10 protein-coding genes are annotated in these 12,440 nt (G+C 67.2%); 1 reads left to right on the top strand and 9 read right to left on the bottom strand.

Features of this window, described 5'->3' with window-relative positions:
• Window positions 1–155: 155 nt before the first annotated feature.
• The 8 genes from ACIQF4_RS09650 to ACIQF4_RS09615 all read right to left on the bottom strand — a co-directional run bounded on the left by ACIQF4_RS09650 (window position 156) and on the right by ACIQF4_RS09615 (window position 9,728).
• Complete coding sequence (locus ACIQF4_RS09650; RefSeq protein ID WP_400514852.1) at window positions 156–1,616, bottom strand: amino acid permease; 1,461 nt, start codon at window positions 1,614–1,616, stop codon at window positions 156–158.
• Between the two features lie 175 nt (window positions 1,617–1,791).
• Complete coding sequence (locus tag ACIQF4_RS09645) at window positions 1,792–2,142, bottom strand: Rieske (2Fe-2S) protein (RefSeq protein WP_400514854.1); 351 nt, start codon at window positions 2,140–2,142, stop codon at window positions 1,792–1,794.
• Window positions 2,139–4,667: a nitrite reductase large subunit NirB gene (gene nirB, locus ACIQF4_RS09640; RefSeq protein WP_400514857.1), complete on the bottom strand. Its 2,529-nt coding sequence runs from the start codon at window positions 4,665–4,667 to the stop codon at window positions 2,139–2,141. The genes ACIQF4_RS09645 and nirB overlap by 4 nt, the downstream gene beginning before the upstream one ends.
• Window positions 4,667–5,014, bottom strand: coding sequence for a molybdopterin oxidoreductase (locus ACIQF4_RS09635; RefSeq protein WP_350002811.1), 348 nt, complete (start codon window positions 5,012–5,014; stop codon window positions 4,667–4,669). The genes nirB and ACIQF4_RS09635 overlap by 1 nt, the downstream gene beginning before the upstream one ends.
• A gap of 140 nt (window positions 5,015–5,154) precedes the next feature.
• A complete protein-coding gene (locus ACIQF4_RS09630; RefSeq protein WP_400514858.1) occupies window positions 5,155–6,933 on the bottom strand; it encodes an ABC-F family ATP-binding cassette domain-containing protein in 1,779 nt (592 codons plus the stop codon).
• 208 nt (window positions 6,934–7,141) lie between these two features.
• Window positions 7,142–8,011 (bottom strand): metal ABC transporter permease, encoded by an 870-nt coding sequence (locus tag ACIQF4_RS09625; protein WP_400514860.1) that lies wholly within the window; start codon window positions 8,009–8,011, stop codon window positions 7,142–7,144.
• 2 nt (window positions 8,012–8,013) lie between these two features.
• On the bottom strand, window positions 8,014–8,757 hold the full coding sequence (locus tag ACIQF4_RS09620) for a metal ABC transporter ATP-binding protein (protein WP_400514862.1): 744 nt from the start codon (window positions 8,755–8,757) through the stop codon (window positions 8,014–8,016).
• Entirely contained in the window at window positions 8,754–9,728 is a 975-nt protein-coding gene (locus ACIQF4_RS09615) for a metal ABC transporter substrate-binding protein (RefSeq protein ID WP_400514865.1), read from the bottom strand. The genes ACIQF4_RS09620 and ACIQF4_RS09615 overlap by 4 nt, the downstream gene beginning before the upstream one ends.
• Before the next feature lie 129 nt (window positions 9,729–9,857).
• Here ACIQF4_RS09615 and ACIQF4_RS09610 point away from each other — a divergent pair, with 129 nt between their 5' ends.
• Window positions 9,858–10,619: a lysostaphin resistance A-like protein gene (locus ACIQF4_RS09610; RefSeq protein ID WP_400514867.1), complete on the top strand. Its 762-nt coding sequence runs from the start codon at window positions 9,858–9,860 to the stop codon at window positions 10,617–10,619.
• On the opposite strand, the gene ACIQF4_RS09605 is transcribed toward ACIQF4_RS09610, so the two are convergent.
• Window positions 10,616–12,376, bottom strand: coding sequence for a hypothetical protein (locus tag ACIQF4_RS09605; RefSeq protein ID WP_400514869.1), 1,761 nt, complete (start codon window positions 12,374–12,376; stop codon window positions 10,616–10,618). The two genes, ACIQF4_RS09610 and ACIQF4_RS09605, sit on opposite strands and share 4 nt — an antisense overlap.
• Window positions 12,377–12,440 lie beyond the last annotated feature (64 nt).

The raw sequence follows: 12,440 nt of genomic DNA, 5'->3' as shown, positions 1-12,440 counted from the left end.
CTCCAGCCCGGTTTTGCGCGGTAAAGCCGATGAAAGGGCAGGAGATATGCGGGACCGGCCGGCAAAAGTGGGCTGGCCTGGCCGGGAGACGCCGACGGCGGGACTCCCCTTCCAAGGGGCGTCCCGCCGTCGTCCGTACTGCTTGGGGCGGACCGTCAGCTGTACAGGGAGTTCTTCGGTTCGTTGGCCTTGACCTTCTGCCAGCCCAGCCACAGGAGCAGGGCGAAGAACGGGATGGTGGCCAGGGTCCACAGGCCCAGGTGGAAGACCTCACCGGTCTTGCTGGTCATGGTGTCGAAGCCGATGAGCACCGTGATGGCCAGTAGGGCAACCAGGCCAACCCAGCTGCTGGCAGCGCCGCCCGGCGCGGGCAGGGAGGAGACATTGCCCTTCTTCTTGCGCAGGGCGATCTGGCTGGCAAAGATGGCGCCCCAGGTGAAGATCACGCCGATGGATGCCGAGTTCAGCGCGAGGTCGAAAGCGTGCGAGCCACCCAGCCAGATGTTGAGCATGATGCCCGCCAGGTACACCGCGCCGATGGCCAGGATGGCGGCGTACGGCACGTGGTTCTTGGACATCCTGGTCAGCCATCCCGGTGCATGCCCGTTGTTGGCCATGGTCCGGAAGATGCGGCCGATCGAGTACAGGCCGGAGTTGCAGGAGGACAGCGCGGCGGTAATGACGATCATGTTCATGACATCGCCCATCCAGCCGAGGCCCATCTGCCCGAACACGGTGACGAACGGCGAGGTGCCGGCGACGTACTGGTCCGATGGCAGCAGCATGGCCAGCAGGGTCACGGAGCCGACGTAGAACACCACAATGCGGAACACGACGGCGCGGATGGCCTTGGGCACTTCCTTGGCCGGGTCCTGCATTTCGCCGGCGGTGATGCCCACCAGCTCAATGCCGTTGTAGGCGAAGATCACGGCGTTCAGGACCAGGATCATCACCAGGGCACCCTTGGGGAACATTCCGCCTTCGGCTGCGAAGAGGTTGCTGACCGACGCGTTGCCGTCGCCCACCTGGGCGTTGGTGATGACCATGAAGGTGCCCACGGCCAGGAAGATCACGATGGCACCCACCTTGAGGCAGGAGGCCCAGAACTCGAATTCACCGAACGCCTTGACGCTCATGAGGTTGACACCCACCAGGAGCAGCAGCGCGGCGATGGCGGACAGCTCAACGGGCACGTTGGGGAAGAAGAACTGGAAGTACAGGCCGATCGCGATGAGCTCGGCGATGCCGGTCATGGCCCAGTTGATGAAGTACATCCAGCCTGACAGGTAGGCGCCCTTTTTGCCGAACATTTCGCCGGCGTAGCTCACGAACGAACCGGACGTCTGCCGGTACATGATCAGTTCGCCCAGGGCGCGCATCAGCAGGTAGGCGATGACGCCGGCAATGGCGTAGGAAAAGATCAGGGCCGGGCCGGTGGAGGCGAGGCGTCCGCCGGCACCCATGAAGAGGCCGACGCCGATGGCACCGCCCATGGCGATCATGGTGATCTGGCGCCCGCTCAGGGATTTCTTGTAGCCCTCGGCGCTGAGGGTGGGGTCGACGGCGGTGGATGGTGCCGTGGGGTTGCGGACTTCTGCGGGGGTACTTTGAGGCACAACTGTTCCTTGTGGGTTGGCGGGTTGGCCGCATCCGGGACAGCGATGATTCCGCCCCCAAAATTCGGCGATCTGCCCCTTGGGCATCCGAATGTGAGCGGAATCTCTCGTGGCGCCGAAGCTTCGCGCGGCTCGTCTATCTTACAAGACCCGCCGGAGTGCTACGTGACCGGCGCTACACCTCCCCTTTCTCGAGCACCAGGTTGCGCTCACCATCCACGCTCACACGGTAGGCCCGCAGCGGTTCGGCGCCCGTGGTGGAGCAGCCGCTGGCAAGGTCGAACGCGTGCTGGTGCAGCGGGCAGATCACCTGCTGGCGGTCGATGGTGCCGTCCGCGATTGGCCCACCCCGGTGCGGGCAGACTGCTGCGAGTGCCCGCACGGTTCCGTCCCGGAGCCGGAACACGGCCACCTGCTCACCGCCCACCGCGAAGGCCCTGCCCTCGCCCAGCGGAATCTGGTCCACGGGGCCAACGGTGTGGGACGTCGCGGCTGGTCCGGGGACACTCATGGGGCCGGTGTTCATTGGACCGGCACCTGCGGAAGGACCGTCAGCGGCAGGGAGGTCCTGAACTGGCCGGGCGTCTGCGGATCCGCGCGTTCGCTCCACGGATCCACGTAGCTGTCCACGGACGCCTGCATCGAGGCATCCAGCTGCGCCGCGATTCCGTGGGCGTCATCGACGATCACCGCGCGGAGGTGCGCTATGCCCACCCGGGGCACAAACGCGTAGGTCCGCTCCAGCCAGTTGGCGTGTTCGCGGTAGTACTGCATGAAGCGCCCCGTGAGGACCTTTACCTCTTCGGGATCGTCAACAGTGGCCAGGAGGTCGCCTTTGCGGATGTGGGCACCGGCCGCTCCGCCAACGTAGATTTCCCAGCGGCCTCCTTCCACGGCCACCACGCCCACGTCCTTCACCAGGGATTCAGCGCAGTTGCGGGGGCAGCCGGAGACGGCCAGCTTCAGCTTGGCCGGCGACTCGATGCCCTGGAACCGGGATTCGATCTCGATGCCCAGCTTGGTGGAGTCCCCCGTGCCGTAACGGCAGAAGTCCTTCCCAACACAGGTCTTCACGGTCCGGAAGCTCTTGCCGTAGGCGTACCCGGACGGCATCTCCAGGTCGGCCCAGACCTGCGGCAGGTCTTCCTTGGGGATGCCCAGCAGGTCGATCCGCTGGCCGCCGGTGAGCTTGATCAGCGGAACGTTGTGCTTCTCCGCCACATCCGCGATCCGGCGCAGCTGCTGCACGGAGGTGACGCCGCCCTTCATTTGCGGCACCACGGAGAACGTGCCGTCCCGCTGGATGTTGGCGTGCACCCTGTCATTGATGAAGCGGGCGTCGCGTTCGTCGATGTACTGGTCCGCCAGCATCATCTTGAGCAGGGAGGCCAGGCCCATCTTGGACTTCGCGTCCTCGGCGCCGCCCGGGGCGAGCGCCTGGAACACGGCCGAGACGGACCGGAGCCCGCGTTGCCGGATCGCGCCCATGAGAGCGGCCTTGTCCAGGGGGATGCCCGGAACGTAGTAGGTGGCAGAAGGGTCCTCCTCCACGGCACCGTCCGCCGCCCACTCCACCACCTGCTTCACCAGCAGCTTGCAGGAGCCGCATCCCTTTCCGGCCCGGGTGGCGTCCATGGCCCCGGCCACCGACGTGCAGCCGCCTTTCACGGCCGCGGCCAGGTCCTTCTTGCTGACGCCGTTGCAGTTGCAGACCTGGGCGTCGTCGTCGAGCTCGGCCACGCCCACGTCCTCCCCGGGGGTCCCGAGATCGAACATCAGGCCGATCCGTTCCTCGGGCAAGGGCGTGCCGCGGTCGTAGGCCTGGGTCAGGAAAGCCACCTTGCGGCTGTCACCGAGCAGGGTGGCACCCACCATTTTGTTGTCACGGACCACGATGGATTTGAAGACCCCGCGGCTGGGTTCGGAGAAAACGATGTGCTCGTCGGTGTCCAGCTCCGGTCCCTGCAGGCCCATGGAGGCAACCTCAACCCCCGCCACCTTGAGCTTGGTGGCAGTCCGCGACCCCAGGTACGCGGCGCTGGTGTCCGCACCGGTGACATGGTTTGCGAGCACCACCGCCTGCTCCCACAGCGGTGCCACCAGGCCGTACACCTCACCGCGGTGCTGGACGCACTCCCCCACGGCGTAGATGTGGTCCTCGTCCTGCACGCGCAGCCGGTCATCCACCACGATGGCCCGCTCCACCGGAAGTCCGCTCAGGACGGCCAGGTCCACGTTGGGCCGGATCCCGGCCGCCACCACCACCATGTCGCATGGAATGTCCGGGCGGTCGCGGAGGCTGACGCCGGCCACCCTGTCCCTGCCGAGCACGGCTGTGGTCCGGCAGCCCGTCAGCACCCCGATGCCCAGGGCCTCAACGCTCCGGCGGAGCACCGCACCGCCGTCGGGCCCCATCTGCGCGCTCATCAGGTGGCTGCCCGAATGGACCACGTCCACCCCCAGCCCGAAACTGCGCAGCCCCGCGGCCGCCTCCAGCCCCAGGAGGCCGCCGCCAACCACCACGGCGTGCCGGTGGTGGTCAATGCCGGCGTGCTCGGCCATCTTGCGGGTGTCGTCGATGGTGCGGAAGCCGAAGACGCCCGGCTTGACCGAGCCGCCTGGCGTGTAGAGGCCGTCCATCGGCGGCAGGTGCGGGCGGCTGCCCGTGGCGATGATCAGGGTGTCGTAGGGCGTCACCCGGCCGTCGCTGGAAAACACATGCTTGGCGAACCGGTCGATCCTGTCCGCCCGGACCCCTGCATGCAGTGTGATGCCGTTGTCCTCATACCAGGACAGCGGGTTGAGGAAGATGTCCGCATCGCTTTCCTCGCCCGACAGGACGTGGCTGAGCATGATCCGGTTGTAGTTTCCGTAGGGCTCGTCCCCGAACATGGTGATGGTGAACTGGTCCGCTCCGCCCCTGGCCAGGATTTCCTCCACGGCACGGGCTCCGGCCATTCCGTTTCCGATGACCACCAGGCGCCGGCGGGCGTCGCGGCTGCGTGCCCGGCTGCCGGGCCGGGTTTGTGCCCGTTCGGCCACGCTGGTCATCAGTGCTCTACCATGCCCAGGTCGATGACCACGGTGCCGTTGACGCCCTCCGGCGCGGCCAGGTACAGCTCCACGGCGGAGCCGCCTTCGATGTCCTCCACCACCCGCAGCGGGACATGGACGTCGCTCTTGGCGCCGATGGGAAAGTACCGCATGGGCACGCCGTTGCGCATCAGCACCACGGCGATGAGTTCCCCGCTGGAGTTCCCGCCGCGGAAGTACAGCGCCTGGTTGACGACGCCGTCCGGGACATAGTGCGAGAGCTCGCTGTGCAGGGGCACGGGTTTCTCCATCCCCAAGCCTTGGAAGTGGTAGATGCCCTGCAGGAAAAGGTTCTTGGTGATCACGGGCAGATCCTTTCGGCCGGCGGAACGACGAGCATGGCCCTATCTTCCGCCGCCGATGTTTCCGCCCGCCGGTCCCCCGGTAAAGAGTGCTTATCGCAAACCTCACCGGGTGAAGGGCCTGCATTCCTCCGAACCTGCCGCTAGACCGGCGCGAGCACACCCTTGTCCATGGAATAGCGCGTCCAGCGCCCGACGGCGGTGTTCCCGGCAAGGGTGCCTTCCGCGCCGCCGGCCACACCACGGCTTCGCCGCGTGCAGGCCGCGAACCACTCCCGCAGGGCGCGGTCGTGGCTGACCATCACCAGGGTCCCGGCGAACCCTGCAAGGGCCGCCTCGAGCTGTTCCACCAGCACGGGCGCCAGGTGGTTGGTGGGTTCGTCCACGATCAGGGTGCCGTAGCCGCCCAGCAGCAGCCGGGCCAGGGCCAGCCTGCGCTGTTGACCGGCGGACAGGCTGCCTACGGGCACGTGGAACTCGCTGGTGCGGAAGAGTCCGAGGCGGAGGAGTGCCTCCGCGTGCTCGTCGATATTGCCTCCCAGGCCTGCGGCGAAGGCCGGCAGCAGGCGCAGTGAGGGACGCTGCGGCAGCTCCAGCTCCTGCTGCAGGTAGCCCACGCGTTCGGGCCGCGTGACGGAGCCGGCTGATGGTTCCAGGGTTCCGGCAAGGATGGAGAGCAGCGTGGACTTGCCCGCGCCGTTGGGCCCGGTGATCAGGATCTTCTCACCGGCGCCCGCCTGGAAGTCGGTGGTTTCCAGGCGGCCGGGCACACGCACGCCCCGGACAGCCAGCACCGGTGCACCTGGCCGCGTCCCACCAGGCTCCGGCGCACCAGGCGCACCTCGCTCCGACGCACCTGGCTCCGGCATCCCGGACGGATCCATCCCGGAGGCGGCAGCCCCCGGGTCCACGTCCAGGCTGGCGTTAAGCCGCAAGGGTACCGGCGGCCGGTCCACGGGACTGGCTTCGAGGCGGCGCAGGCGTTCCTGGGCGTTCCGGACCTGGCTGCTGGCGGCCTTCTGCCAGGTTCCGGCCTTGAAGTCGAAGCCCATTTTGTCGCCGTCGCGCTTGCGGCCATACCCCATGGTCCCGGCAACAGTCTCGGCCTGCCGTTTCTCGGACTCCATCGCATCAATCCAGGTGTGGTACTGCTGGACCCAGCGTGCGCGTTCGGTTGCCTTTTCCCGGAGGTAGCCGTCGTAGCCGTTGCCGTAGCGGGTCACGGCGCGGCGCTCGGCATCCACTTCAATGATGGTGCCGGCCACCTTGCGGAGCAGCACCCGGTCATGGGACACCACCACAATGGTGCCGCGGTGGGCTGCCAGCCGGTCCTCCAGCCAGGCCGTTCCGCGCGCGTCCAGGTGATTGGTGGGTTCGTCCAGGAGCAGGATGTCCGCTGGATCGGCCAGGACACACGCCAGGGCCACCCGTTCCTGTTCCCCGCCGGACAGCGACCCCAGGAGCCGGTTCCGGTCCAGGCCGCCCAGGCCCAGCCGGTCCAGCGCTGCCTCCACCCGCGACTCGGCTGCGTAGCCTTCGCGCAGCTGGTACTCCGTCTGGAGCCTGCCGTAGGTTTCCAGCTCGTCGTCGTCGGCGTCGGCGAGCCCTGCCTCCAGCCGGTCAAGCTCCGCTTCGATGGCCCGCAGGGCGGCCAGGGAAGCGTCGATGGCGGAGCCCACTGTGAAGGATTCCGGCAGGCCATGGGCCTGGGCGAGATAACCCACCCGGCCCTGGATCCCAGCCGTGCCTTCGTCGGGGGTCTCGAGGCCGGCCAGGAGCCGCAGCAGGGTGGATTTGCCGGCACCGTTTTCGCCGACGACGGCCACGTGTTCGCCGGGCGTGATGGCCAGGTTGATGCGGTCCAGCAGCAGCCGGTCCCCATAGCCGTGGGAGACGCCGGAAAGGGTCAGGTGTTCAGTCAAAGGAAGTCCTCGCAAAGTTCCGCAGTGTGGCCGCAGGCTGGACCGGGATTTCGGCCCTCGACGGCGGCCCTGGATTCGGGAAAGCAGCCCGGCGTGGCCGGCTGCTGGCTAGGACTTCATCGCTCCAGCCTGCCCGCCCCAGATGGCCGAGTCAAGCGGTGGCCGAGTCAAGCGGCTGCAAGCCAGGCCGGCGGTCAGGCACCGGCAGTCAGGCAGCGGCGAGGGCGGCAGCCTTCCTGCGCCGCGCCTTCGCCAGCCGGGTTCCGATCAGGCCCTGCCGCGGACTGAAGAGGTAGACGACCGCGAAGACCACACCCTGCGTGAGCACCACCATGGCGCCGGAAGCCGTGTCCAGGTAGTAGCTGAGGTAGATGCCGGTGATCGAGCAGAGCGCCGAGACCACCGGCGCGATGACCAGCATCCGGGCGAACCGGTCCGTTAGCAGGTAGGCCGTGGCGCCGGGAATGATCAGCATGGCCACCACCAGCACCACGCCCACAGTCTGCAGCGCCACCACGGAGGTCAGGGCAAGCAGGCCCAGCAGGAGTGCCCCGAGCCTTTGGGGGGAGAGCCCGATCGCGTGGGCATGGGTGGGATCGAAGGCATAAAGCGTGAGGTCCCGCCGCTTGAGGATCAGGATGGCGAAAGCCACCACGCCCAGCACCAGGACCTGGATCAGGTCCGGAATGCTGACGCCCAGAAGGTTGCCGAAGATGATGTGGTTCAGGTCCGTCTGGCTGGGGGTGACGGAAATCAGCACCAGGCCCAGGGCAAACAGGGAGGAGAACACGATGCCGATCGCGGCGTCCTCCTTCACCCTGCTGGTATTGCGGACCACTCCGATCAGGGTCACGGCAATCAGCGCGAACACCAGCGCGCCCAGTGCAAATGGGGCGCCCACGATGTAAGCGAGCACGACGCCGGGCAGGACGGCATGCGAGACGGCGTCGCCCATCAGGGACCAGCCGATCAGGACCAGCCAGCAGCTGAGTACGGCGCAGACGACGGCGGCAAGGGCCGTGGTCACGATGGCACGGATCATGAAGTCATAGCTGAGGGGTTCGAGGAGGAGTTCCATCGTCAGCCCGCTTCCTTCCGGTTGAGCACGTCCAGCCCAAAGGCCATGGCGAGGTTTTCCGGCTGCAGCACCAGTTCGGGCGGGCCGTGCATGAGGACCTTGTGCATCAGCAGCACGGCTTCATCGCAGAGCTGGGGCAGTGCGTGCAGGTCATGGGTGGACACCAGGATGGTGCAGCCGTCCGAGGCGAGCTCGCGCAGCAGGCGGGTGATGGTGGCCTCGGACCGCTTGTCCACGCCCGCGAAGGGCTCGTCCAGCAGCATGATGGTGGCGCCCTGTGCGATGCCGCGGGCCACGAACGCGCGCTTTTTCTGCCCGCCGGACAGCTGACCGATCTGCCTGCCGGCATAATCCCCGAGCTCCACCCGGTCCAGTGCCTCGTCAACGGCGGCGCGGTCGGCCTTGGATGCCCGGCGGGTGAAGCCCTGGTGGCCGTACCGGCCCATCATCACCACGTCGCGCACGGACAGCGGGAACTGCCAGTCCACTTCCTCGCTTTGCGGAACGTAGCCGATCCCCCCTTCCCTGCGTGCCTTGGAAGGTGGCTGGCCTCCAATCCGCACCGTGCCGGCGTCGGGCTTGACCATTCCCATGATCACCTTGAACAGGGTGGATTTCCCGGAGCCGTTCATGCCCACCAGGCCGCAGATCCGTGCCGGGTCCACCGTCAGGGAGGCAGCATCGAGGGCCAGGACTTCCCCGTAATGCACCGTGACGTTCTCGACGGCGATGGCCGGGATACTCATGACCCGGCACCGGCAGTGAGGGCGGTGGTAATGACCCCGGCGTCGTGCCGGATCAGGTCCAGGTAGGTGGGGACCGGTCCGTCCGCTTCCGAGAGGGAGTCCACGTAGAGCGTCCCGCCAAAGCTTGCGCCTGTGGCTTCAACCACCTGCTGCATGGGGGCATCGGACACCGTGGATTCGCAGAACACCGCGGGGACATTGTTCGTTTTGACGTATTCGATGGCCCGGGTGATCTGCTGCGGAGTGGCCTGCTGCTCGGCGTTGACAGCCCAGATGTAGACCTCCTTCAGCCCGGTGTCGCGTGCCAGGTAGGAAAACGCGCCCTCGCACGTGACCAGTGCCCGCTGGTTCTCCGGGACACCCGCCAGGCTGGAAGTCATCTCATCCTGCACGGCCTGGAGTTCGGCCTTGTAGGCATCCCCGTTCGCGGCGAAGGCGGCCGCGTTGCCCGGGTCCAGTTCGCTGAACGCCCGGACCATGTTGTCCACGTAGGCCTGCACGTTCACCGGCGACATCCATGCGTGCGGATTCGGTTTGCCCTGGTATGAGTCCTCGCTGATGGACATCACCTCCACGCCCTCACTGACCACGGCATGCGGCACGTCCAGTCCTTCAACGAACTGCCCGAACCATGCCTCAAGGTTGAGTCCGTTGTCCAGGATGAGGTCGGCTTTTGAGGCCTTCCTGATGTCGCCCGGCGTGGGCTCGTAGCCGTGGATCTCAGCGCCGGCCTTGGTGATGGACTCCACCGTGAGCTTGTCCCCCGCAACGTTCCGGGCGATGTCCGCCAGCACGGTGAAGGTGGTCAGGACCACGGGCTTGCCATCCCTGTTGCCGGCAGCGCCCCCACCGCAGGCGGTCAGCATCATGGAAAGCACGACGGCGGCAGCGGCCGCGGCGCGCAACCGCACCGTCCGCCCGGCGTGGATTCGGGCGGCTACTTTGGCGCACCGAAACAGAAATTTAGGCATACCGAAGATTCTACGGGAAGCACGTTTCCGCCAGCAACGCTCTCCCGGCCCAACCAAGTCGCAGCAGATGTCCTTTTGGCCCTGAACCCGACATCTGCTGCGACCCAGTTGGGAGGCTAGGCTGAAGTTATGGCTACCGCCCACCGCATACCGCCCGCACCGCAGCCCGAGCTGTACCGCTTCAAGCCCCTGGACTTTGCCACCCTCATCACCTACGTGGCCATCGCCGGATTCTTTGCCGTAGCCGGTGAACTGCTGGCCCCCTTCCTGCGCCAGATAGCCCCCAGCCCGGCGGCAGCGTCCTACGCGGTCAACCTGCTCTTCTATGCCTCCGTGGGCATACTCGCATTGCTCGCAGCCAGGAAGGTTGTGGGCCGCGACGTGAAGGTCCTGGCCACCCGGCCGTGGTTCACCCTGCTGATGGTCCCGGCCGCAGTGATTGCCATGATGATCCTCACCGCCGTGGTGGTGGCCCTCAGCGGCGAGGCCCAAACGTCACAGAACCAGGCCGGACTGCAGGAGCTGGCCCAGCAGATCCCGGCCTGGCTGATGGTTCCGCTCCTGGTGGTGGTGGGACCGTTCGTGGAGGAGTACATCTTCCGCCACCTGCTGATCGGCAAGCTGAGCCGGCGGGTGAACATCTGGATCTGCTGTGCCCTGTCCGTGGTGCTGTTCGCGGCCCTTCATATCGTGGGCCAGGAAGCAGTCACCTTCACCGCGTTGCTTCCCTATCTGGTTATGGGCGCCACGCTGGTATTCGTCTACGTATGGACCGGCAAGAATTTGGTGTTCGCCTACTTTGTGCACGCCGCCAAGAACCTGCTGGCCGTGGTGTTCATCTACGCCATTCCGCCGGAAGTCTTCGAACAGCTCCAGCAGGTCCAGCCCTAGGAACTCCTGGGCAGGCCCCGCAAGGTGAAGCCCCGGAACGTGAAACGGTGGCTGCCGCGGGTGCGCCCGGTGATGTACACCTTCACGCCGCCGGACGCGTTGGTCCCGCCCAGGTACCGGTAGCTTTCACCGGGGTTGTAGGCAGCCGGAGTGTCCGGGCTGGCAGGTAAACCGGGCCCGAACTCAATGGCGTCACCGCCCACCCGGTAGCGGCCCATCCCCTCCACCAGCTGGAAGGCGCCGGTCCCACCCAGCGGGATGGCGCCGTCGAGCGTTCCGCCCGGCCGGAACGTCAGCTCAAGGGCGAACGCCGTGTCCGCGCCCTCGAAACTGATGTCCAGCACCGCCTGGCCGCCGTCCGCCTGCACGGCAATGTCCGTGGCAAGCCGGTGGACCACGGTGGGCCGGCTGCTGAAGTCCATGCCCGCGCTGAACCGGCCCTCATGCTCCAAAGCGTAGATGCCGTCCGCCCGCCGCTTCCCTGCCGGCAGCGGCATATAGAAGTTGGCCTCCAGTTCCTCGGACAGGGTCACGGCGGTTCCGTTCGCCACCGTGTGCTGGCTGCGGAAGGGACCAAGGTCAAAGAAGCTGCGGGACAACCTCACGTCCGTGAGCACCACCGCTCCATGCGCAAAGCGCAGGAAGGTGGGATTCGCGGCAAGCCCGGACACCACACCGGGCACCAGGGCGTCGCACCCGCCAAACACGGTGACCACCGATCCGCCGTCCCGGAAGCGGTACACGCCGCAGGTCTCCAGCGCGGCCTCCGCGGGTGCCATGGCGGCATGGAAGGGAAGGCCCGACGGCGGCGGCGCGCCCTCGTCAGGGCGGGTTCCGGGCAGCGTTTCCCGCAGCCAGGGATCCAGCCGGGCCAGCGCCAGCAGCTTGGCCGGCTCATGCAGGGGCAGCCCCTCCAGCCAGGTGGCCGCGGCGGCGAAGTCCTGCCGGCCGTCCTGGTTGGCCATCCGCCGGTACAGGTGGAGGAACGGGGCGGCGTCGAAAGTCATCCACTGGTCCTGGCGGCGCGAGAACACCGACTCCACGCTGCCGTCCGGGTTGAACCACGGCAGGAACGCTGTGAGGTTCCGGCGGACGTGGTCCAGCAGTTCCGGCCGTCCCGAACTGTCCGCGATGGCCAGCAGGGACGGATTGGTGACGGCGGTGGCATACAGCGGACTGCGCTCGGAGTACATCCCGTCCGGCAGCTGGTCGATCCCCTCCGCCAGCCATTCCGAGATCCTCTCCGCAATGCCCGGCCGCGGCTGCAGCCTGTCCATCTGCGCCAGTGCCGCGCACAGCTCCCAACGGTGGTTGGGCGTGTGGACCCCGCCCGCAACCATGGCATCCGTGGCCCGGGAGACGATGCCGCTGAGCCTGGCATCCACCTCCGCAAGCACGGGGTCCGGCGGGGTGTCCAGGGCCCGGATCAGGCCCAGCGCAAGGCACACGTCGTTGAGGGTGAAAGCCGAATCCGGCGGAGAGCACAGGTTGGTGCCGTCGAACAGGCCGGTGGGACCCTGAAGCTGCTCCAGCCGGTCAAGGCACCCGGCCATCGGCCTCCGCAGCCCGCCAGCACCGTCATGGCCAGCGCCGTAAAAGGCGGAGCCGGGCTCGGTGACGACCGTGACCATCGCAAGCAGCCTGCCCATGGCGGGCCGGTGTGCCAGGGCCGCCACGTCGGCGTCGTGCGTTTCCAGCAGCGCCTGCACGGACTGGTCCGCTGCCTCCCCCACACGGTGGAGGAATGCTGCGTCCACGGAAGCTGTCTGCAATGTATTGCCTTTCATGGGTCTGCCCGGGGTCCTGTCCCGGAGCAGGCTG

The sequence above is a fragment of the Pseudarthrobacter sp. NPDC092202 genome (genome assembly GCF_044755505.1).
Lineage (GTDB): Bacteria > Actinomycetota > Actinomycetes > Actinomycetales > Micrococcaceae > Arthrobacter.
The sequence above is the reverse complement of the archived record's forward strand: the minus strand, read 5'-3'. Positions and strand labels throughout refer to the sequence as shown.

Excerpts from the sequence above, each read along its gene's own strand:
- ACIQF4_RS09645 (WP_400514854.1), bottom strand. The coding sequence starts at position 2,142 with ATGAACACCGGCCCCATGAGTGTCCCCGGACCAGCCGCGACGTCCCAC.
- nirB (WP_400514857.1), bottom strand. The coding sequence starts at position 4,667 with ATGACCAGCGTGGCCGAACGGGCACAAACCCGGCCCGGCAGCCGGGCA.
- ACIQF4_RS09625 (WP_400514860.1), bottom strand. The coding sequence starts at position 8,011 with ATGGAACTCCTCCTCGAACCCCTCAGCTATGACTTCATGATCCGTGCC.
- ACIQF4_RS09620 (WP_400514862.1), bottom strand. The coding sequence starts at position 8,757 with ATGAGTATCCCGGCCATCGCCGTCGAGAACGTCACGGTGCATTACGGG.
- ACIQF4_RS09615 (WP_400514865.1), bottom strand. The coding sequence starts at position 9,728 with ATGCCTAAATTTCTGTTTCGGTGCGCCAAAGTAGCCGCCCGAATCCAC.
- ACIQF4_RS09610 (WP_400514867.1), top strand. The coding sequence starts at position 9,858 with ATGGCTACCGCCCACCGCATACCGCCCGCACCGCAGCCCGAGCTGTAC.